General features: G+C 71.2%; 21 protein-coding genes. 13 read left to right on the top strand and 8 right to left on the bottom strand.

Translation table 11 applies throughout. From position 1 onward, the window contains the following. Positions 1–375: 375 nt before the first annotated feature. Positions 376–756 (top strand): VOC family protein, encoded by a 381-nt coding sequence (locus AB0I22_RS10490; RefSeq protein ID WP_363130299.1) that lies wholly within the window; start codon positions 376–378, stop codon positions 754–756. Between the two features lie 173 nt (positions 757–929). On the opposite strand, the gene AB0I22_RS10485 is transcribed toward AB0I22_RS10490, so the two are convergent. After that, positions 930–1,484 carry a hemerythrin domain-containing protein gene (locus AB0I22_RS10485; RefSeq protein WP_363130298.1) on the bottom strand — a complete coding sequence of 185 codons (555 nt, stop codon included), beginning with the start codon at positions 1,482–1,484 and terminating at the stop codon, positions 930–932. A 419-nt stretch (positions 1,485–1,903) separates the two neighbouring features. Further along, complete coding sequence (locus AB0I22_RS10480; protein ID WP_363130297.1) at positions 1,904–3,007, bottom strand: enolase C-terminal domain-like protein; 1,104 nt, start codon at positions 3,005–3,007, stop codon at positions 1,904–1,906. A 584-nt stretch (positions 3,008–3,591) separates the two neighbouring features. Between AB0I22_RS10480 and AB0I22_RS10475 the strand changes: the two genes are divergently transcribed. The 7 genes from AB0I22_RS10475 to AB0I22_RS10445 all read left to right on the top strand — a co-directional run bounded on the left by AB0I22_RS10475 (position 3,592) and on the right by AB0I22_RS10445 (position 8,366). Further along, the gene (locus tag AB0I22_RS10475; protein WP_363130296.1) at positions 3,592–4,026 is read left to right on the top strand and encodes a gas vesicle structural protein GvpA; all 435 of its coding nucleotides are present in this window, start codon (positions 3,592–3,594) and stop codon (positions 4,024–4,026) included. After that, a complete protein-coding gene (locus AB0I22_RS10470) occupies positions 4,023–4,739 on the top strand; it encodes a GvpL/GvpF family gas vesicle protein (RefSeq protein ID WP_363130295.1) in 717 nt (238 codons plus the stop codon). The genes AB0I22_RS10475 and AB0I22_RS10470 overlap by 4 nt, the downstream gene beginning before the upstream one ends. Before the next feature lie 4 nt (positions 4,740–4,743). Continuing rightward, positions 4,744–5,004, top strand: a complete 261-nt coding sequence (locus AB0I22_RS10465; protein ID WP_363130294.1) for a gas vesicle protein GvpG — start codon at positions 4,744–4,746, stop codon at positions 5,002–5,004. Further along, positions 5,001–5,795, top strand: a complete 795-nt coding sequence (locus AB0I22_RS10460) for a DNA primase (protein ID WP_363130293.1) — start codon at positions 5,001–5,003, stop codon at positions 5,793–5,795. The genes AB0I22_RS10465 and AB0I22_RS10460 overlap by 4 nt, the downstream gene beginning before the upstream one ends. Then, entirely contained in the window at positions 5,788–6,960 is a 1,173-nt protein-coding gene (locus AB0I22_RS10455) for an SRPBCC family protein (RefSeq protein ID WP_363130292.1), read from the top strand. Before AB0I22_RS10460 ends, AB0I22_RS10455 begins: the two co-directional genes overlap by 8 nt. Next, positions 6,957–7,271: a gas vesicle protein gene (locus AB0I22_RS10450; protein WP_363130291.1), complete on the top strand. Its 315-nt coding sequence runs from the start codon at positions 6,957–6,959 to the stop codon at positions 7,269–7,271. The genes AB0I22_RS10455 and AB0I22_RS10450 overlap by 4 nt, the downstream gene beginning before the upstream one ends. Positions 7,272–7,481: 210 nt before the next feature. Next, positions 7,482–8,366, top strand: coding sequence for a cation diffusion facilitator family transporter (locus AB0I22_RS10445; RefSeq protein WP_363130387.1), 885 nt, complete (start codon positions 7,482–7,484; stop codon positions 8,364–8,366). A gap of 268 nt (positions 8,367–8,634) precedes the next feature. Here the strand turns inward: AB0I22_RS10445 and AB0I22_RS10440 are convergent, their stop codons facing one another. Continuing rightward, on the bottom strand, positions 8,635–9,381 hold the full coding sequence (locus tag AB0I22_RS10440) for a response regulator transcription factor (RefSeq protein WP_363130290.1): 747 nt from the start codon (positions 9,379–9,381) through the stop codon (positions 8,635–8,637). Further along, the gene (locus AB0I22_RS10435) at positions 9,378–10,709 is read right to left on the bottom strand and encodes a sensor histidine kinase (protein ID WP_363130289.1); all 1,332 of its coding nucleotides are present in this window, start codon (positions 10,707–10,709) and stop codon (positions 9,378–9,380) included. Before AB0I22_RS10435 ends, AB0I22_RS10440 begins: the two co-directional genes overlap by 4 nt. A 268-nt stretch (positions 10,710–10,977) precedes the next feature. Here AB0I22_RS10435 and AB0I22_RS10430 point away from each other — a divergent pair, with 268 nt between their 5' ends. Further along, the gene (locus tag AB0I22_RS10430) at positions 10,978–13,197 is read left to right on the top strand and encodes an MMPL family transporter (protein ID WP_363130288.1); all 2,220 of its coding nucleotides are present in this window, start codon (positions 10,978–10,980) and stop codon (positions 13,195–13,197) included. Between the two features lie 73 nt (positions 13,198–13,270). Here the strand turns inward: AB0I22_RS10430 and AB0I22_RS10425 are convergent, their stop codons facing one another. Continuing rightward, entirely contained in the window at positions 13,271–13,774 is a 504-nt protein-coding gene (locus AB0I22_RS10425; protein WP_363130287.1) for an ATP-binding protein, read from the bottom strand. Positions 13,775–14,013: 239 nt separating this feature from the next. Here AB0I22_RS10425 and AB0I22_RS10420 point away from each other — a divergent pair, with 239 nt between their 5' ends. The 3 genes from AB0I22_RS10420 to AB0I22_RS10410 all read left to right on the top strand — a co-directional run bounded on the left by AB0I22_RS10420 (position 14,014) and on the right by AB0I22_RS10410 (position 15,852). Then, a complete protein-coding gene (locus AB0I22_RS10420; protein WP_363130285.1) occupies positions 14,014–14,868 on the top strand; it encodes a helix-turn-helix transcriptional regulator in 855 nt (284 codons plus the stop codon). Positions 14,869–14,879: 11 nt separating this feature from the next. Further along, the gene (locus AB0I22_RS10415; protein ID WP_363130284.1) at positions 14,880–15,074 is read left to right on the top strand and encodes a DUF397 domain-containing protein; all 195 of its coding nucleotides are present in this window, start codon (positions 14,880–14,882) and stop codon (positions 15,072–15,074) included. A 400-nt stretch (positions 15,075–15,474) separates the two neighbouring features. Continuing rightward, complete coding sequence (locus AB0I22_RS10410) at positions 15,475–15,852, top strand: DUF6255 family natural product biosynthesis protein (RefSeq protein WP_363130283.1); 378 nt, start codon at positions 15,475–15,477, stop codon at positions 15,850–15,852. Here the strand turns inward: AB0I22_RS10410 and AB0I22_RS10405 are convergent. From AB0I22_RS10405 to AB0I22_RS10395, 3 genes are all read right to left on the bottom strand, one after another. Beyond that, a complete protein-coding gene (locus tag AB0I22_RS10405) occupies positions 15,830–16,726 on the bottom strand; it encodes a hypothetical protein (RefSeq protein WP_363130282.1) in 897 nt (298 codons plus the stop codon). The two genes, AB0I22_RS10410 and AB0I22_RS10405, sit on opposite strands and share 23 nt — an antisense overlap. A 1,647-nt stretch (positions 16,727–18,373) precedes the next feature. Further along, positions 18,374–19,180 carry an RICIN domain-containing protein gene (locus AB0I22_RS10400; protein ID WP_363130281.1) on the bottom strand — a complete coding sequence of 269 codons (807 nt, stop codon included), beginning with the start codon at positions 19,178–19,180 and terminating at the stop codon, positions 18,374–18,376. A gap of 110 nt (positions 19,181–19,290) precedes the next feature. Then, complete coding sequence (locus AB0I22_RS10395) at positions 19,291–19,788, bottom strand: hypothetical protein (RefSeq protein ID WP_363130280.1); 498 nt, start codon at positions 19,786–19,788, stop codon at positions 19,291–19,293. Between the two features lie 495 nt (positions 19,789–20,283). Between AB0I22_RS10395 and AB0I22_RS10390 the strand changes: the two genes are divergently transcribed. Continuing rightward, positions 20,284–20,985 (top strand): DUF4232 domain-containing protein, encoded by a 702-nt coding sequence (locus AB0I22_RS10390; protein WP_363130279.1) that lies wholly within the window; start codon positions 20,284–20,286, stop codon positions 20,983–20,985. Positions 20,986–21,010: the final 25 nt, after the last annotated feature.

Raw genomic sequence — 21,010 nt, 5'->3', positions numbered from 1 at the left:
CTCTTGTGTATCTGCCCCCATTTTGCCGGGTCCAGAACAGCCATCCGCCAGGAAGATAAAACTCCGCTTCGGCGGTCGGCACGTGTGAGCCGGCTTATGCGAGCCGGTACGGATGAGGCGGTACGGGCGAGCCGGCGCATGTGCGGGTCAGCCGTTTGGGAGGGGCCTGGCGGGGGACACGGAACCTGGCCTGTTTCCGGCCCGTCCCGACTCCATTCGATTCGACGCGACTCGATCTGATTCGATCTGTCTCGACCCGACTCGACCCGACCGGACTTGACTCGACTTGACTCGACCTGGATCAGCACGACTTCGGCCCGATTCTCAATTCTCACATTCGCAGATTCTGAAATTCCCGAATCAGAGAGGAAGACGATGACCGTAGAGAAGACCACCGTCCTCGTCCTGGACTGCGCGGAGCCCGAGCAGCTCGCCGAGTTCTACGCCGGCCTGCTGGGCGGGGAGAGCCGGATCGGCAAGGACCCCGACTTCGTCGAGGTCGCCGGCCGTTACGGCGTCTTCCTGGCCATCCACCGGGACCACGGCTACGCGCCGCCGAGCTGGCCGCGCCCCGAGGACTCCCAGCAGGCGCACCTGCGGATCGTCGTCGCCCGCGAGGACATGGACGAAGCGGAGCGCGAAGCGGTGAACCTGGGCGCGCGGCCCATCGACACCAAGGAGAACGGCGGTCCGCGGGACGTACGCACCTACTCCGACCCGGCCGGCCACTCGTTCACGCTGGCCACGGCCCCCTGACGGCGCATCCCGAAGTCCACAGTCCGCGCGTAGGAGACACGTACGAGACACATGACTAGACGCGTACGAGAGCCGTGCCCCGCCCGGTCCGGGCGGGGCACGCTCATGTCCGGTGTTCAGGTCTTCCGGCCCTGTGGTCCTCCGGTCTCCGCTCGTCCGGCGCGGGCCGGGGCTCAGGGGTTGCCCATGGCCTTCCGTACGACGTCGCGGGTGCGGTCGACGACGCCGGCGACCGGGCCCGCGATGAGGTTCCTCAGCGCCGTGTCCATCCCCGGGTGCGGGCGGGTCGGCGCGAGGGCCTCGGCGGCCTTCACCGCGGCGGCCAGCCGCTCCAGCCCGCTCCGGTCGGCGACCGACCGCAGGTGCGCGAACTCGTAGCGCTCCTCGGCCTCGATGTGCGCCCGCACGTCCTGGCGCAGCGCCGCGAACAGGCTCAGGAACTCCGGGGAGTCGGGGTCCAGGTCCTCCAGCCGGCCGAGGGTCCGCTTGATGCCTTTCTCCTCCTCGATCCGGTCCTTGACCACCCGTTCGCCGCCCTCGATGTGCTTGCTCGCGAAGGGGTGGACGACCTCCTCCTCCGCGGTCTCGTGCACCGCGAGCAGGTGCGTCAACTTCCGGAAGTGGCGCGTCCGTTCGTCCCCCTTGGTCTCGGCGACCTCTTCGAAGAGGCCGCGAATCCTGACGTGCTGCTGCTCCAGCAGCTCGACGACGTCGTACTTCTCGGGCATGTGCGGTTGCCTTCCTGGGGAGTCCCGGCTCGGTTGTCCGCCGGGCCGTCCGAGTACCCGTGCACCGGAGCGGGAACCTCCGGCAGCGGGCCGGGTCGGGTACGAGCGACCGGCTCAGGCGCGTACGACAGCGGGCGGAGGCAGGTGAGAGCAGGCGGAGGCGGATGGAGACGGGCAGAGGCAGGCGGCGGCAGATCGAGGTGGACGGCGGCGCGCGGGGACGGGCTGGAGCGCGCCGGGGCGTGCTGAGGCGCGCCGGGGCGTGCTGGGGCGCGCGCCTGACACGGCGAGCCGGGGCGCGCGCTTGAAGCGGCCGTGCGGCCGTGTGGCCGAGCGGCCGAGCGGCCGAGCGGCCGAGCGGAGGGGCGTACGGTCGCGCGCCTGACGCGGCGGGCCGGAGCCCGCCCACGGCAGGCCGCTCAGGCGATCCGGTACGGCTCCATGTCCTCGCGGCGCAGCGTCAGCCCGTGGCCCGGCGACTGGCCGGGGGTCAGCTCGCCGCCCGAGGGGTCGAGGGCGCCGTCGAACAGCGTCGACTCGATGCGTACGTGGTCGTGGAACCACTCGATGTGCCGCAGGTTGGGCACGGCCGCCGCCGCGTGGGCGTGCGCGTGCGGAGCGCAGTGCGCCGAGATCTCCAGGCCGTGCGCCTGCGCCAGCGCCGCCGCCCGGAGGAACTCCGTGATCCCGCCGCAGCGGGTGGCGTCCGCCTGGAGGCAGTCGACCGCGCCCGCGCTCACCATCCGCGCGAAGTACGGCAGGTCGTAGCCGAACTTGCCGGCCGCGACATCGCAGACCAGGGTGTCGCGGATGAGCCGCAGGCCGTTCAGGTCGTCGGCGGAGACCGGTTCCTCCAGCCACCCGACGCCGTACTCGGCGAGCGCCCCGCCGACGCGTACGGCCTGCTTCCGGTTGTAGCCGCCGGCCGCGTCCACGTACAGCTCGGCCTTGTCGCCGATGACGTGGCGGGCCTGCCGGACCCGGGACAGGTCGCGGACGACCGCCCGGCCCCGGCCCTCACCGATCTTGATCTTCACCCGGGGGATGCCCTGGCCGTGCACCCAGCCGCTGAGCTGCGAGGCGAGATGCGTGTCGTGGTACGTGGTGAAGCCGCCGCTGCCGTACACGGGCACCGTCTCGCGGGCCGCCCCGAGCAGCCCCACCAGCGGCACCTCGAACTGCCGGGCCTTGAGATCCCACAGCGCGAGGTCCACGGCCGAGATCGCGCACGAGGCGATGCCGGGGCGGCCGGAGTCGCGCACCGCCCTGCACATCGCGTCGTGCAGCCGGGGCACGTCCATGGCCGAGCGGCCCAGCGTCGCGGGCGCCAGCTGTTCGTCGATGAGCAGCCCGGCCGCGGCCGGGGCGTAGGTCCAGCCCGTTCCGTACACCGTCCCGGCGCGGGCCTCGACGACCACCACGGTCGTCGCGTCCCAGTCGAAGGTGGCGTCGGCCTCGGGCGCGTCGGTGGGAATGGAGTAGGCGGACACCGCCAGTTGTTCCAGAGGTAGTTGGGGTTTCACGGGATTCTTGTTTCCTCCCCGCAGGCGCTCGCAGACTGCCTCGCACCCGCACTCAGCCGCTGCGCACCCGCGGTCAGCGGGCCGGGGGCGGGGCCGGGCCGCCGGCCTGCCGGGATGCACCCGTACCCGGTCACGGGACTCGGGTATCCCATGCGTCTGACGGAAAACCTGCGACCGCGTCCGCCGGAAAACCAGCGACGCGGCCCGGTCGGGACGGCGTTTCGGGGGCGGTTGGGGAAACAGCTTCGGAGCAGTTGAAGAAACGTCCTCGGAGCGGTTGAGGAAGAGTTCTGCGAACTATCGGGAAACCCCTCCGGGGACGGCCGGGGAAAAGCACCGAGGGCGGTTCGGGAGCAGCCACGGTGTTTGGTCCCGCCCCTGAGGGCTACTCCGAAGCGGACAGCGGCCCGGCGGCGCGGCCCGTATCCCCCCAGAGCGCACCGCCCCGTGGCCCGACCCATCCGGCCCGACCCACCCCGATTCCCAGTCCGTCCCAGGACCGACCCATCCCCAGATCAGACCAGACCATCCCCATCCATCCCCATCCATCACTATTCATCCCCACGAGAGGAAGGCACCACGCGATGACTGTTGTCCCGGCACAGCAAGGCGGGGGCTCGGGCGGCACCAGCGGCCTGTACGACGTCCTTGAACTCGTCCTAGACCGGGGGCTCGTGATCGACGCGTTCGTCCGTGTCTCGCTCGTAGGCATCGAAATCCTGAAGATCGACGTACGAGTCGTCGTCGCGAGCGTCGACACCTATCTGCGGTTCGCCGAGGCGTGCAACCGGCTCGACCTGGAGGCCGGGCCGCACAAGAACCCCGGCCTGCCGGACCTGGTCGGCGAGGTCACCGAGTCCGGGGCCCGCGGCAAGTCCAAGGGCGCCCTGTCCGGCGCCGCCGAGACCGTCTCGAACGCCTTCAGCCAGGCCCGCGAGGAGAGCCAGAGCGGCCAGGGCGAGTCCAGGCCGCGGGCCAAGCGCACCGCTTCGCGGAGCCGGAAGGAGGAGCAGGAGTGAGCACGTACGTCTACGGCATCACTCGCAGCTCGCATCCGCGCCTCCCCGAGGAGACGGTCGGCATCGGCGACCCGCCCCGGCCCGTGCGCAGCGTCACGGCGGGCCGGCTGGCGGCCCTGGTGAGCGACGCGCCGCCGGACCTCAGGCCCAAGCGGCGCGAACTGCTCGCGCACCAGGGCGTGCTGGCCGAGGCGAGCTCCGCCGGGCCCGTGCTGCCGATGCGGTTCGGCGGCGTCTCGCCCGACGACGACGCGGTCACCACCGCGCTCGCCGCGCACGAGGAGCACTACCTCGAACGGCTCAAGACCCTCGACGGCAAGGCCGAGTACAACGTGAAGGCCACCCACGACGAGGAGGCCGTGCTCCACCGGGTGCTCATCGACGCCCCCGAGCTGCGGGAGCTGCGGGAGGCCAACAAGGCGGCGGGCGGCGGCAGCCAGGAGGACCGGCTGCGGCTCGGCGAACTGGTCGCGACGGCGGTGCAGGAGCGCGAGCCGCGCGACGCGGCGCTGCTGCACCACGCCCTCGAAGGCGCCGCGGAGGACGCCTGCCCCGGGCCGCCGAGCGGGGGCTGGCTGGCGAACATCTCGTTCCTGGTGGACCGGGAGCACGGCGAGGAGTTCGTCGCCGCCGTCGCGGCGCTGCGCCACGAGAACCCGCACCTCGTGCTGCGGGTGAACGGCCCCCTGCCGCCGTACAGCTTCGTGGACTGACGCCATGGGCCTCTTGGGAGAGCTGCTGCTCCTGCCCGTCGCCCCACTCCGCGGCACCGGCTGGGTGCTGCGGCAGGTGCTGACCGAGGCCGAGCGGCAGTACTACGACCCGTCGGCCGTACAGAGCGAACTGGCCGACCTCTCGCGGCGGCTGGAGGCGGGCGAGATCGACGAGGACGAATTCGACCGGCGCGAGGACGAACTCCTCGACCGGCTCCAGAGCCGGAGCGGACAGAGCCAACAGAGCGGAACAGGAGAGATATGAACAGCCGGCTGGCAATAGGGCTCGGCGTGGGCGCGGGATACCTGCTCGGGCGGACGAAGAAGGCGAAACTCGCCTTCGGCATCGGGACGCTGGTGATGGGCAAGCGCCTCCAGCTGAACCCGAAGTCGATAGCGGACTTCGCCGCCGCGCAACTGGCGCACAACCCCCAGTTCAAGGAGATCGGCGACCAGCTGCGGGACGACCTGCGCGGGGTGGGCAAGGCCGCGACCGGCGCGCTCGTCAACCGCCAGCTGGAGGGGCTGGCGGACCGGCTGCACGACCGTACGGCCGGGGTCCAGGACCGGTTGTCGGGCGTGGTGCCGGAGTTCTCCGGCAGCGGCGACGAGGACGCCGAGGAGGAGCCGGAGAACGAGAACGAGAACGATAAGAAACGAGGCTCGGGCTCGGGTTCGGCGCGGTCCAGGCGGGCGAAGCGCGCTCCGGCGGGCGGCAAGGCCGCGGACAGCGACGCGGACGACGGTACGGACGACAGCGCGGACGACGGTACGGACGACAGCGCGGGCGGAGACGCGGACGGCGACGCGGAGGAGTCCTCCACCGCGAGCGGCCGACCCCGCCGGAAGCCCGCCGCGCGCAGGTCCGGCCCGGCCGGAAAGGCCGCCGGCACCGCCGCCAAGTCGGCCCAGCGCACGGCCAGTACGGCTGGTACGGCTAGTACGGCTGGTACGGCTGGTACGGCCAAGAGGTCGCCCGTCAGGAAGACGGCCGGCAAGACCACCGGCAAGGCCGCCGGTACGCGGACGACGAAGGCGGGTGGCGACCGTGGCTGAGCCCCTGACCGCCAACCCGGCGGTGGACCGCCTCAAGACGGAACTCCAGCACTACGCGCTCGCCCAGGCGGAACGCCTGCTCACCGGCGCGGGCCGCAAGCTCGGCGAGAGCACCGTGAAACTGACCGACATCGCCGAGGGCCGCAGCCCTGGCTTCGCGAAACTGGCGCTCGACAGCGGCCGGAAGATCGCCGAAGGCAAGGGCCCGGTGCGCAGCGCCGTAGAGGCGGGCGCGTCCCACCTCAAGGACAACGTGGTGGAGTCGGTCAAGGGACTGGGCGGCGGCAAGCGCAAGAAGGGCGGCGGCGGCCGGAAGCCGACCGTCATCGTGGAGTCCGTGGACGTCGGGGTTCCGGTGCGCGAGGCGTACGACCAGTGGACCCAGTACCAGGAGTTCGCCACCTTCGCCAAGGGCGTCAGGAGCGCGGACTCCGCCGACGACACCAGCTCGGACTGGAAGCTCAAGGTCTTCTGGTCGACCCGCAGTTGGAAGGCCCGCACCACGGAACAGGTGCCGGACGCCCGGATCGTATGGACCTCGGAGGGCGCCAAGGGCACCACGAAGGGCGTCGTCACGTTCCACGCGCTGGCGGAGAACCTCACCCGGGTGCTGCTGGTCATCGAGTACTACCCGAAGGGCCTCTTCGAGAAGACCGGCAACATCTGGCGCGCCCAGGGCCGCCGCGCCCGGCTGGACCTCAAGAACTTCGCACGGCACATCTCGCTGCGCGGCGAGGCCCAGGACGGCTGGCGGGGCGAGATCCGGGACGGCGAGGTCGTGGTCAGCCACGAGGACGCGGTCGCGGAGGAGGAGCGCGAGGAAGGCCGCGAAGAGGACCGTACAGAAGACGGCGAGGAGGACCGTACGGAAGACCGCGAGGACCGCGAGGACCGTGCGGAGGACGAAGCCGACGTCGAGAACGAGGACGACGGCGAGGACGAGGCCGCGTACGACGACGAAGCCGAGGACGCCGAAGCGGACGGCCAAGCCGAGGACGAGGACGAAGGCGAAGTCGAAGGCGAGCTGGTCGACGAGGACGCCGAGTACGCCGACGAGGCTGAGGACACCGACGAGGCTGAAGATGAGGCCGACGTCGACGACGAGGACACGGACGCGCGCAAGCAGCGGGAGTACGCGCACGCCGGGAACCGCGGCCGCCGATGACGACCGCGAGCCGCCTCCCCGGTACGTACGGCCCCGAGGGCGGCGCGAACCTCGCCGACATCCTGGAGCGCGTACTCGACAAGGGCATCGTCATCGCGGGCGACATCCGGATCAACCTGCTCGACATCGAGCTGCTGACCATCAAGCTCCGGCTGATCGTCGCCTCCGTCGACAAGGCCAAGGAGATGGGCATCGACTGGTGGGAGGACGACCCGTCGCTCTCCTCCGGCGCCCGTCACCGCGAACTGGCCGCGGAGAACGAGCGGTTGCAGAACCGTCTGGCGGAGCTGGAACGCCGTGACACGGCCTGACCGGTCCGCGCGGTGACCCCGGACCGCACGGACCGGGACGACCGCACGGACCGGGGCGACCAGGCCGAGGGGTCGGACCGGGCTCGTACGCAGGGGCCCCGTACGAGCCCGGCCGCCACCGACCACGACCGCGCCGACCAGGCTCCTGCCGGCCAGACCCGTACCGATCAGGACCGTACCGATCAGGCCCGTAAAGACCGCAAGACCCGGGTGACGGTCCTGGTGGCGCTGGCCGCCAATCTGCTGATCGCCGCCGCGAAGGCGGTGGGCGGCCTGGCCACCGGTTCCCCCGCGCTGCTCTCCGAGGCCGCGCACTCCGTCGCCGACAGCATGAACGAGGTCTTCCTGCTGGCCGCCCTGCGCCGCAGCCGCCGCCCCGCCGACGGCCGGCACCCCTTCGGCTACGGCAAGGAGCGGTATTTCTGGTCGCTGCTCGCCGCCGTCGGCATCTTCGTGATGGGCGGCTGCTTCTCCTTCTTCCAGGGCGTCGAGGCGCTGCGGTCGCACGAGCGGGAGACCACCGGCGGCTACGTGACCGGGCTCGCGGTCCTCGGCGTGGCGCTGGCGGCCGAGGGCGGATCGCTGCTGCGCGCCCTGCACCAGGTGCGCAAGCAGCCCGGTTCGGGGCTCGGCGGCGACCCCGCGCTGCGCACCGTCGTCGCGGAGGACGGCACCGCCGTGGTCGGGGTCCTGCTCGCCATCGCGGGGATGGCCCTGCACATGGTCACGGGCAAGGTGCTCTGGGAGGCCGCGGCCTCGCTCTCCATCGGGCTGCTGCTCGTGTACGTGGCCTACCGCCTCGGCAAGGACGCCAGGGACCAGCTCATCGGCGAGGCCGTCGCCCCGGAGCTGCGGGGCCGGATACGGGCCTTGCTGGACGCGCAGCCCGAGATCGACAACGTGGCCACGCTGCTGACCATGCGGCTCGGCCTCGACTCGACGCTCGTGGCGGCCCGTATCGACCTGGTGCCCGGCCTCGACAGCGAGGAGGTCGAGACGGTCTCGGAGCGCATCAAGCGCTCGGTGGCACAGACCTGGCCCGAGGCCGACCAGGTGTTCCTGGACGTGACGGAGGCGCCCCCGAAGAGTCCGTGACGGAGCGCCCCGAAGCGTCCGTGAAGGCGCCGGCGGACTTTCCACGGCGGCGGAGCGGGGTTTGCGCGGGCGGCGCCGGGTGACCCGGATGCTGTTCTCACGGAAGGACAGGGCAATGCAGGCGCTCGCCGTCGTACTCGTCGCCTTACTGATTCCGCCCGGGGCTCTCGGCATGTTGCTGGCGCTGGGACGTTACGAGGAAGTGATGCTGCCTCCGGCGAAGCCGGACCTCTTTCGAACTGACCTCCCTGACCTCCCTGACCTCCCGCTATCCGGCGGACCCGTCGCCGCCGGACGGGTCTTCGGCCGTGACACCGGCGGTGACCAGGCCCGTTTCATAGGCCGCGATGACCGCCTGGGCGCGGTCGCGGACGGCGAGCTTGTCGAAGATGCTGGTGATGTAGTTCTTGACGGTCGAGAGGCTGATGCCCAGGTCGCGGGAGATCCCGGTGTTGTCGAGTCCGGTGGCCATCAGGCGCCACACCTCGACCTCGCGGGCGGTGAGTTCGCTCCGGCCGACTTGTCCGCCTCGGGCAGCGGGGACCGGCCGCGCGTCGCGTGGCGCGCGCACGTAGGCGGCGATCAGCCGGGTGAGCAGGCGCGGCGCGACGACGGCCTCGCCCGCGTGGACGGTGCGGATCGCCGCGCTCAGGTCCTCCGGGGAGCTGTCCTTGGGCAGAAACCCATAGGCTCCGGCGCGCAGGGCGCCCACGACGTACTCGTCGAGGTCGAAGGTGCTGAGGGCCAGGACGCGGCAGCCGGGCAAGGTGGCGGCCAGTTCCTCGGTCGCGCCGACGCCGTCGAGTACGGGCATCCGTACGTCCATCACCACGACGTCGGGGTTCAGCTCGTGGGCGAGAGCGACGGCCCGCGCGCCGTCCTCGGCCTCGCCCACCACCTCGAAGGCCGGGTCGGGGGAGAGGATCAGCGAGAGACCGCGCCGGACCAGCGGCTGGTCGTCCACGATCAGCACCCTGATCCTCGGCGGCGCGGTCCCGTCCTGGACCCCGTTCATCGGCGCGCTCCCTCGTTCTGGACGGCGACCTCAGCCGCGTCCTCTGCTTCGGCTGCCTCAGCCGCGTCCTCTGCTCCGACTGCCTCGCCCGCATCGACAGTCTCCGCCGCCTCGCCCGCATCGGCAGCATCCGCCGCCTCATCCATGGGCAGCGGCAGCTCGGCCACAACCGCGAATCCCCCACCGGGCAGCGGGCCGACGGCGAGAGTGCCGCCGTGCAGGGCGACGCGTTCGCGCATGCCGATCAGGCCGTAACCGCCCGGTCCCGCGGCCGACGACCCTTCCTGCGGCGGCGCGCCCCCGCCGTCGTCCCGTACCTCGACGGCGACCCCGTCCTGACGGTACGTCAGCTGTACGGACGCACGGGCGCCCCCCGCGTACTTGCGGGTGTTGGTGAGCGCCTCCTGGACGATCCTGAACACGGTAAGGCCGACGGTAGGCGGCAAGGGCCGCCGCTGCCCATGGACGCCGAACTCGGTCGGCAGCCCCGCGAGCCGGGACTCGTCCACCAGCCGGTCGAGGTCGTCGGCGCCCGGCTGGGGCGGCGACGGCGCGGCCTCCGGTTCGTCGCCGGCCCGCAGTACGTCGAGGAGCTGGCGCATCTCGCGCAGCGCGAGCCGCCCGGAGGACTCCAGGGTGACCAGCGCGTCCCGGACCACCTCCGGCTCGGCGAGGTTGGCCCGCGCGCCGCCCGCCATCAGCTGCATGGTGGTGATGTGGTGGGCCACGATGTCGTGCAACTCCCGTGCGATGCGGCGGCGTTCATCGGCCACCGCGCGATCGGCGAGGAGCCTGCGGTTGGCCGCCACCTCCCGCTGCCAGCGCTTGACCGCCAGGCCCGTGGCGATGACGATCGCGGTGGAGAGGGGCGGGGTGATCACCTCCTGCCAGGGCGGGACCCGGCCCCCGCTCTGGCTCAGCAGCGTCACCGCCACCGTCGCGACGGCCGCGACCGCCGTGACCCGGCCGGAACGGTCCCGGGCGACCTGGTACACGGCGACCACCAGGACGGCGCCGAAGTGGCTGGGCAGCGGCACGGTCAGGGCGGCCGTCGCGTCGAGCGCCAAGACGGCGGCGAGCGTCGCCACCGGGCGGCGGCGCCGCGCGAGCAGCGGCAGGGCCCCCAGCGCCACGAGGACGAAGCCGAGCACGCTCACTTCGTTCCGGCCGCCGGGGGCGTCGAAGAACACGTAGCTGAGCAGGTTCATCGCGCAGGCCCCGGCCGCCACGAGCGCGTCGTTGCGCGACCACGGCGGTTCGGCGCCGCCGATGCGCGGCTGATCCTGATCCTGGGCGTCGGCGGGACCGGTGTGACGGCTCCTGGGCATGTCGTTTCCTCTGTGTACGGCCTCCCGGCCCCCTGAACAGGGTTGCACAGCGGCCGGGAGCGGCAGCGGTTCATACGAACAGGACCAGGACCAGGCTCCTGGTCACCGGCGGAAAAGGACCCAGGTCCCCCGGTCCGGATCATCCGCTGCCACGACGCTCGGGGCCCCTCTCGGTGATGGGCTGGAGTCCGTCCGGAAACACCCGGCCGACACCCCACTCCCCTCCCCCACGCCCCATCCTTTTCGAGCCCGTCCGCCGGAGGACAGCATGATCCGCGCCCTGACCAGGTACTCCACCAAGCACCCGTGGAAGGTCATCGTCATCTGGGTGGTGCTGGGGGTAGCGCTCAGCGCTCTGGCCCCGGGCCTGATGTCCCGTGTCACCCAGAGCCGGACCGGGGACTTCCTGCCCCAGAGCTACGACTCGGCCGCCGCGCTGCGCGTCGCCGAGGAGCGGTTCGGGGCGGACCCCGACGCCACCACGGTGACGGTGCTGGTCGCCCGTTCCGACGGCAAGGCCCTCGGCGCCGCCGACCAGAAGAGGATCGAGGCGGAGGCGGCGAAGCTCGCGAAGCGCCGGGTCGTCATGCCCAGGGATGACGACAAGCCCGCGTTCCTGCTCCCGGACCGCTCCCAGACGCCCCGCGTCGCCCCCGCCATGACGGCGCCCGACCGGAGTTTCGAACTGCTCTCCGTCCAGCTGACCGGCACCCCCACGGATGAGGGCGTCCAGGGCGTCTACCGGGCCTTCCGGGACTCCGCCCGGACGCAGTTCGCCGAGGCGGGGATGCGCACCGGGTTCACCGGCGGCCTCGCCGACACCGTCGACACCACCGACGCCCACGAGATCGCCGCCAAGGTCGGCAGCGCCCTCATCATGGGGCTCATCATCCTGCTGAACGTGCTGGCGTTCCGCAGCGTGCTGGCCGCCCTGCTGCCGCTGCTCGCGGTCGCCTTCATCGGCGGCGTGGCGGGAGGGGCCGTCGCGGGCGCCGCGATGCTCACCGGCCGGAAACTCGACGCGGGCACCCCGAACCTGATCACGGTGGTGCTGCTCGGCATCGGCATCGACTACCTGCTGTTCCTGCTGTTCCGCTTCCGCGAGCAGCTACGGGCCCGGCCCGAGCAGCCCGCCCGCGAGGCGGCCGAGCAGGTTTCCGCCCGGGTGGGCACCGCGATCGCCTCGGCGGCGCTGACCATCGTGGCCGCGTTCGCGACGCTGGGCGTGGCGACCTTCGGGCAGTTCCGCTCGATGGGCCCCGCCATCGCCGTAGCCGTCCTGGTGATGCTGGCCGGCAGCCTCACCCTGATGCCCGCGCTGCTCGCGGCCTGCGGGCGCAAGATGTTCTGGCCGTCCCGGACCCTTCGCCACGAGCCGGGCGAGGGCCGTGCCGCCCGCTTCGGCGCGCTGATCGGCCGACGGCCGCTGACGATGCTGGCCGCCTCCATCGCGCTGCTCGCCGCGCTCGGGGCCGGTCTGGTCGGCCTCCGCATGGACTACGGGCAGGGCGACTCCGGCGACGGAACCCCCTCCGCCGCCACCGCCGCCGAGATCTCCCGCACGCTGCCGGCCGGCGTCTCGGACCCGACGAGCGTCTACGTCACCGCCGACGGCGGCGGCGTCCTCACCACCGGCCGGCTCGACGGCCTCTCCCACGCGCTCGCCCAGGTCAAGGGCGTGGGCCAAGTCGCGCGGACCGTACTGAACAAGGACCATCACGCCGCCCGGATCGACGTCTACCCGACCGCCGACCCACAGACCCAGCGGGCCCGCGACCTGGCCTCCGGACCGATCCGGGCCACGGTCGCCCAGCACACGCCCGCCGGGACGACGGCCCACGTGGGCGGCACGGCGGCGGTCTTCGCGGACGTCTCGACCGCCGTCGACCACGACCTGAAGACCGTCTTCCCGGTCGCGGCCGCGCTGATCGCCCTCATCCTGCTGCTGCTCCTGCGCAGCCTGCTCGCACCGGTGATCCTCATGCTCTCCGTCGGACTCGGCTTCGCCGCCACCCTCGGCGCCGCCACCCTGCTGTTCCAGCACGGCCTCGGCGAACCCGGCGTCAACTTCACCCTCCCCCTAGTGCTGTTCCTCTTCGTCGTCGCGTTGGGCACCGACTACAACATCCTGATCAGCGACCGCATCCGCGAGGAGATGCGGCGACCCGGCCCGGCCCGCGCCGCCGTGGCCCGCGCGGTACGGCACACGACACCGGCCATCGCGACGGCCGGGCTGGTCCTCGCCGCCTCCTTCGCCACCCTCGCCACGACCCCGGGCAACGAACAGATCGCCTTCGCGATGACGCTCGGCATCCTGCTCTCCGCACTCGTCCTCTCACTCGTACTGGTCCCCGCCCTCGCCGCGCTCCTCGGCCGCGCCGTCTGGTGGCCGGTCCGCCCAGTCCCGGCCACGGGGGACGGGCCCTCGCGGCACCGGACGGACGGAGCCCCCACCCCCGAACCCGAGCAGGCCCGAACGTCGCGCTGAGGCTGTACCTCCGCCGTGGGCTCCCTACAGTGCCGTGCGCCCGTCGCCGGGCCGAGGTCGCGGACGACGCGCTTCACACCGGCGGCATGGGGCACGCCTTCAGGGGAGCCGCAGCGGCTGCGCTCGCCGCGATCTCCTCCCGGTCGTCGTGGTCGAGCGCGAACCACACGTGTTTGGCGATCGATTGCTCGTCTCTACGGGGCCACGTCACGCCCCAGTGCGACGCGAGCGCGTGCACGAGGTGCAGCCCGCGCCCCCGCTCGTCGCCATCCCGCTCCTCCTGCAACTGCGGCCGTACGTAGGGCGCGTCGTCCCACACGGCCACGCGAATCCGGGCGAACCGCACGGCCACGTCGACGTGCACGACGGGCGTGCCGGTGTGCATGTGCACGTTCGTGACGATCTCGCTGACGAGCAGTTGGGCGGGGTCGGCGAGACAGCCGTGATCGGTCAGGACCAGCAGATCGGATACGAGCGTCCGGGCGATCTTCGGGGCCAGGACGCCGCTCGGCAGGCTGACGCGGAACGACTGGCGTTGCGGAACTTCCGGGTGGCGGTTGCGGGGTACAAGGCTCATGGCTACGTCTCCCAACGCGTCTGTAGCACGCGCTGCTTGCCGCCGTGGACTGGCCTACTCGGGCACGCCTGCGGGCATGCCCGAGCTGCTGCACTGCGGTCTTACCGACATGGGGCGCTGTGCTGCCTGAAAGCTAGTGGCATACATGCTACGTAGCAAGTAGGCGGACGCTGCTAGTGCGAACGGGTGGACCATGGCACCGTTACGCGGGACACTCTGACCAGACAGGGGAAGGTGACATGCCAGCGAGGGACAACCCGACCGCACGTCAGGCGCGTTTGGGTGCCGAGCTGCGGAAGCTGCGCGAGAGCGCGGGCAGAGCAGCACGCGAGGCGGCCGGTTTGCTGTCGACCGATCAAGCGAAGATCAGCCACACCGAATCCGGCAGGATCGGCGTTTCCGAGGAACGCATCCGCCGGTTGGCCACCTTCTACTCGTGCGACGACACGGGATTGATCGACGCACTCTGCGCCATAGCGCGCGAACATCGCGGCCAATTCTGGTGGGACGAGTACCGCGGACTGCTCGCTCCGGGATTCCTCGATATCGCGGAGCTTGAACACCACGCGACCTTCATGCGCTCCATGCAGTCCGTCACCCTGCCCGGCATATTCCAGACCGAGGAATACGCCCGCGCCATCTATTCCGGCCACGTCCCCGCCCTCCCCTCCAACGAGGCAGACGTGCGCGTCGAGCACCGGATGCGACGCCGGAGCGTCTTCGATCGACAAGACCCGCCACGATTCGAGGCGGTCATCCACGAGGCCGCGCTGCGCATGCGTTTCGGCGGACGCAAGGTGGCGAGGTCGCAGCTCGAATACCTCATGGAGGTCTCGGAGTGGCCCAGCGTCACGATCCGCGTCATCCCCTTCACATGCGAAAGCTTCATTGAAGCCACGCAACCAGTCCTGTACGCCGGCGGTGTCGTTCCGCAGCTCGACACCGTCCAGATCGACAGTGCACTGGGAGGACGTTTCCTGGACGCCGACGCCGAACTCAAGAAATACCGGGCACTGCTCGACACAGCAGAAGCTGCCTCGCTCGACGCAACAGAATCAAGGCAGCTAATCCATCACATCGCGCGAGAACTGTGAGAAATCCAAGCATGGAACTGAAGTGGCAGAAGTCTTCCTTCTCCGGCGCAGGGGGCGAGAACTGCGTCGAGATCGCGGAGCAGGGCGGCACCATAATTATCCGCGAGAGTGACACCCCGAACGCACGGACGAGCACGAGTCGTAGCAAATTTGCCGCCCTCATCAAGGGTGTTCAGGCTGGGAAGTTCGACCACTTCGCCGGTTGACACGTCGCTGACCAGCGACTGAGCCCCTCAGCCTCAATGGCGAGGGGCTCTTGTCATATCCGAATTGGCATATCTGTCACGTAGCATACTTGCCGTACGACAGCTGTAGCGCTACGGTCACCATGCGTCGCCAACCCGGACTCGCAGTCGCGGCACCCATGCCCGGGGCGGCGTAACTCCCCCTGCCCGTAGGTCGGCTACGACCACGGCACGGGCTCGGCCACGAGAGAGGCTACGGCGTGACGGCGGAGAACTGCCCCACCTGCGATTACTGCCAGTCCATGACGGAGAAACTCGCCAGGGCGGAGAAAGAGCGCGACCCCAGCGCGGCCCTGGACTGCCGCGTACTCCTGACGCGGCACGAGGCCCAGGGCCACCCGGTATCACCGCAGACAGAGCCATGAAGCCAACACGCCGCACGGCAACGGCATTTGGGTACGCACCCCCGTCGTGCGACCACGCAAGCCGGTGGCGGGCCAAGGGCCACGGCATACGCCGCTGCTCGGGCTGCGGTACGGAACGAACCGATTCGTACGAGTCGTTGCGGCTCCCGCTCCCCGCCCTGACGACGCAGAGCGGTTGCCCCGATGAGCTGCAAGCCCCTGGCTATGGGCGTGCTTTTGCCGTTGGTCAGCTTCATTGCCAGTTCGGGGTCGCCCGGCCCGCTGGGGGCCGACGTTCGCGGGAGGGACGGGAGGAACGGCCCGGTGGCCCGGCGATGGGACCGCCGGGCCGCCAGGCCGAGGGGCAGCGGGCTACGGGCAGGTGGCGAGGATGACGGAGATGACGGTGCAGGTGGCTGTGTCGCTGTCGTTGGCCGCGTTGTTGTCGCTCGGGGCGGAGGCGGTGCGGACACCGGTGACCGAGACCTGCCCGAGAGAGAGCAGGTTGAGCGGGAGGCGGAACGACTTGGCGCTGTCGGCGCCGTTCGCGATCGCGCCGTAGGTGCAGGTCACTGTTCCGCTGCTGGCGGTGCAGCCGGCCGACGGGTTCGTGGCTCCGGCGCCCGGCGGGAGGCTCGCGGTGACGGTGGCCGAAGTGACCGCGGCGGGACCGTTGTTGTGCGCCTTCAACGTGTAGGTGAGGTAGGGCACCAGGATGCCCAGGTGCGGCTGCGCGGTGACGTCGACGGCGATGTCGGCGGCGGCGGGCGCGGTGATGGTGGTGGACTGGGAACCGTTGACGTCGGCAGCGTCCGAGGCGGAGCCGGTCACGTTCGCGGTCACGGTGCCCGCGGCGTTGGGCAGGACCGTGACGTGGGTCGTGGCGAAGTCGTCGAGGGCGACGGTGCCGTGGTTGCAGGTGACGGTGGTCGCGGTGAAGGTGCAGCTGCCGCCGGTGGTGGTGACGCCGGTGATGGTGGCCGAAGCCCCGGACAGGGTGACGGAGGAGGTCACGCCGAAGGCTTCGGAGTTCGCTCCGGTCACGGCGTAGTCGTAGGTGTAGCTGGTGCCGGCCTGCACCGGATCGGCTGAATCGACCGGCCCGAACAGCACGATGTCGACGACGTCGGGGCCGGCGGCGGCAGCCGGGGCGATGGCCAGCGTCCCGGACAGGGCGAGCAGCAGCCCGCTGAGCAGGGCCGCGAGGCGGCGTAGGGCATGGCTGCGCGGTAGCCGGGTTCTGTTCGCTGGAGCGGTGTCGGTACGCACAGGGACTCCTGCGGGTGAAGACCGTCCCGGCGGCCCGGAACGGCCTGGACGAGAAAGGGCGGCTCCCCGGCCCGGCCGGCAACGGCCGATGGTGAACAGCCGAGAGATCTGGCGTATGTCACCGCGGGCGGGTCCGGGTCCGGGTCCGGTGATCCGCAGATCATGCACGCCCGAAAGAGGCGGCCTGGGTGGAGTGCGGTGTGCCGGGCCCACCGTCCCGTACAGCGCCATCCCCCGCCAGGGACAAAAGGGCCGCCCCGTGCACCAAACAGGCGGGCCTGGAGAAGCCCCGAGGCGCTGCGCCGCTGACTGCTGCTGCGATGGGGATGGAGTGGCAGGGGGCGAGCCGGGGCCTGAGGTGGGTTCTTCGGCCGACGGTGGGGTGCTGCCGCGCGGGGCGGCATTCGACGTGGGCGGGTGCCAGTTTCGTCTCGGGCCCTGCGGGCCCAGTGCGCTAGCAGCGGCAGGGGAGGGGGCCGGGCCGCTGTCGGTTTGCTGACTGCGGGCGGGGGTGTGGCTGAGGCCAGAGAAGCTCGCTGCGCTTTGCCGCTGGTTGCTGCCGCGATGTGGCTGGGGCGGGGTTGACGGCTGCGGGTGGTCTTGGACCTGGGGCCTGTGATCACTGCCAGGTGGGGCGGTATTGGGGGTGGGTAGGTGCGCGCATCGTCTCGGACCCTCCGGGTCCAAGGCGCCACCAGCGGGAGGGGAGGGGGCCGGGCCGCTGTCGGTTTGCTGACTGCGGGCGGGGGTGTGGCTGGGGTCAGGGAGGCTCGCTGCGCTTCACCGCTGGTTGCTGCCGCGATGGGGGCGTGGTGAGACCTTCGGACGCGGGTGGGTTCATGGCTCGGGCCTGTGATCCACGGCAGTAAGGAGAGGAGTGCGGCTCGCTGCGCTGCGCCTGGGCGGGGTTGCTGTCCGAGGAGGGTTTCCGCACGTAGGGCAGGGGGCTGGGGTGTGGAAACCCTCTTCCAACGCCCACGTGCCCGATATGCCCGGCCTGGAAGGTTGAATGGCTAACAGGTCGGAGTTTCCATCCGACAAAAGCGCCTTATCGGACGCGGAATCGGACGGTAAGTCCGACCTGTTGCCCAATCAACTTCACAGGCCCGGCATATCGGGCACATTGACCGTCAGAAGAGGGTTCCCGCACCCAGAAGCCCCGCCCAACGAGCGGAAACCCACTCCCGAACGCCAACCACCCCCAAGGCGCAGCGCAGCGCGCCGCATCCCACTCCCCACTGCCGTGGATCACAGGCCCGAACCGCCCCCACACCCGCACCCAGCCAACTCACCATGGCCACTTCGCGGCAGCAACCAGCGGTGAAGCGCAGCGAGCCTCCCTGACCCCAGCCACAAACCCCGCCCGCAGACAGCGAACCGCGACCAGCCCCGCCCCCTCCCCCGCCGCTGCTAGCGCCTTGGGTCCGAAGGGCCCGAGACGAAACCCGCACCCAACCGAGCACAATGCCGCCCCACGCGGCAGCGATCACAGACCCCGGCCAAAGACCACCCACACCCGACGAACTCGCCACGCCCCATCGCGGCAGCAACCAGCGGCAAAGCGCAGCGAGCCTTCCCTGACCCCAGCCACAAACCCGGGCCGCAGTCAGCAGACCGACAGCAGCCCAGCCCCCTCCCCTCCCGCTGCTAGCCCGTCCGGCTGCCTCTCCACAGTTGTTTGCGGTCGTCGCTGTTGCAGGTGGTCACCATCACCAAGGTGCCGGAGAAAGGTGGTGAGTCGATCTTCAGGCAGTGGTCGGTCTCGACGCTTTTGAGGGTCTGGCCTGCCGCAGAGGTGGTGTCGGTCCGCCAATGGATGTTGCCGGAGGTGCAGTTGGTGAGGCTTGCCTGGTAGTCGTTGCCCGGGGGCGCCGTCAGGCAGGAGCCGCTGGCGCGGTTGACCAGTTCGAAGGTGTTGCCTCCGGTGGAACGCAGTGTCCAGGCGTAGGCGTAACCGGCGTCGCAGGTGCCGATGGAGAGGAAGGTGCCGGCGCCGGCGACGCACTGGCCGGTCTTGGCGTTCTCCAGCTGGGAGCGGGAGTTCGGGGAGAGGGGCGCCGGTTTGGGGTGCGCGTGCGAGCCTCCCCCGGTGGTGGGGCGCGGTGCCGTCGGCTCGGGGGACCGCGGAAGGACCGGTGCCCGGCTTCCGGGACCGTGGGGGCCCGGTGCGGGCGCGGGTGCGTCGACGTCGGCCACGTCGGGTGGGGCGGGCGAGGCGGATGACGTGCCCTTGGACGGGGGCGCCGCGGACGCCGGCCGGGAGGGGGAGGCCGCGACGGAGGCGGATGCTGTTCCCCGTGCCGATGGCCGGTCGCCGGTGGCGGGCTGGTGCGGCACGAGAGTGACGGCCAGGACCGCTCCGCCCGCCGCGATGACGGGCACCACGGCCAGCAGGACGCGCCCGCGGTGCGGCTTGCGGACGTAGGAGACCTGGTCGGCGTGGCCGACCGCCACTCCGCCGTGCGTGGCGTGGGCGACGCTCCCGCCCGCGGCGTGCGGGTAAGCGGCGCGGGCTACCTCAGGAGCCTGTTCGGCTCGGGTGGCTCGGGGAACGCCGGGCGCGCTCAGCCATGCTGCGGGCCCGGCTGCGGAGGGTTTCCCAGCGTCACGTTCCCCATGGTCACGGCGGCCGCGCCGCCGGCCTCGGCGGTAACGTTCACCGTCCCGTGGACGGCCACGCTTCCGACGCCTCCCGCCGTCGCCTGGCCGGTCGTACGGTCGCGGGCGTCCTGCACCTGCCGGACGGCGCGCTCCAGGGCCGCGGCGAATCCGGCGTCGTGCTCGGCCACGTCCGCCAGTACGCGCTGCATCCGCTGCCGGACGGGGCCGCTGGGTTCGGTGGCCCCGCTCGCCCCGGCAGCCTCGGCCTGCTCCTCGGCCGCGGCGGTCAACTCCCGTAGCGCGGGCTGCTCGCCCAGCCTCGTACTCACCAGGTCATGGAGTTCGTCCATTGCCGCGTCCAGCGCCCTGTCGACCTCCGCGTCGGCCCGCCCGGCCACCCGCCTGGCCTTCTGCACCGCCCAGGCGAACAGAACCCCGACAGCCACCTCAATACCCGTCATATCAACTCCCCCTGTGTACACGGCAATTAGACAAACGCTACCTCCCCCGTCCGGTCCGAGGAGCCGACACGAGGGAGAGGGCAGTGGAGGGCGCCGCTCGGCGGCCGGGACCGAGGCCGAGGCCCGTACCGAGGCTGAGGACCGTACCGAGGCTGAGGCCCGTACCGAGGCTGAGGCCCGTTTCGAAGAGGCGCCCATCGCTCATCGCCGCACCAGCATGTGGTTCCGAATCCGGCGAAGCGTGTCGACGCCCCCTGCGTCGCCCAGAAGGATGACCCGTCATCTGGGCGGCGAGCGGCCCCTCCACGGTTCCACGGTCCCGCGGTCCCGCGGTCCGGGAGGGGCGTTACCGGGTTCGATTTCGGGTGCTCGCGGGAGAAAGCCGGCCGGTTAGCTCGGCGTTAGCGGAGCGGCAGTCCGGCGGTAGCGGGGGTGGACAGAGTGGTTGTCGTACGGAGGAGAGACCGACACCGACTTCCCCAGGGGGAAACCGAAATGAGCTCCAGCACCACTGTTCGCACCGTTCGTCGTCGCACCCTGCGCGTTGCCGTCGCGGCTCTGATCGCGACCGCCGGGCTCTCGCTGACCGCCTGCTCCGGTTCGGACGGCGGCGCCTCGAAGGCCGCGAGCCACACGGACGCGAACGCGGCCGTCGGGGCCGGCGTCTCGGACTCGTCCGGGCTGAAGGGCAACGGCGCCCGGGCGGACAGCGCGAAGTCGGGTTCCGACGACGGCGGCGCCTCCTCCCGTGCCGGTTCCGCGGGCGGCGCCTCGAAGGGCGACAGCACGTTCGAGTCCTGCCGTACGGACGACCTGGTCATATCGGCCGTGGACTCCTCGCCCGACGAGAACACGGGCGACGTCACCGTCAAGATGACCAACAAGGGCGGGAGCACCTGCTCCGCCACGGGCTTCGCGGGCGCCGACCTCAAGGACGCCGACGGCACCTCCGCCCCCATCGAACGTGCCGACAACCAGCCCCGCGTCACCAACCTGCAGCCCGGCGACACCGCCACCTTCAACATCTCCTACGAGGTCGACCACAGCGGCGACAGCCTCGCGCAGCCGACCAACCTCATCGTCACGCCGCCGAACGGGACCCACAGCGTCTCCCTGGAGTGGCCTGCGGAGGCGCTGAAGCTCGCCGACCCGGGCAACGCCGACATGAAGATGCACCCCGTCGCCATCGACGACTGAGCACCGTCCGCCGGCACCTGTCCGC

It is taken from the genome of Streptomyces sp. NPDC050610, assembly GCF_040654875.1.
GTDB lineage: Bacteria > Actinomycetota > Actinomycetes > Streptomycetales > Streptomycetaceae > Streptomyces.
This window is presented reverse-complemented; position numbering and strand designations above follow the sequence as displayed.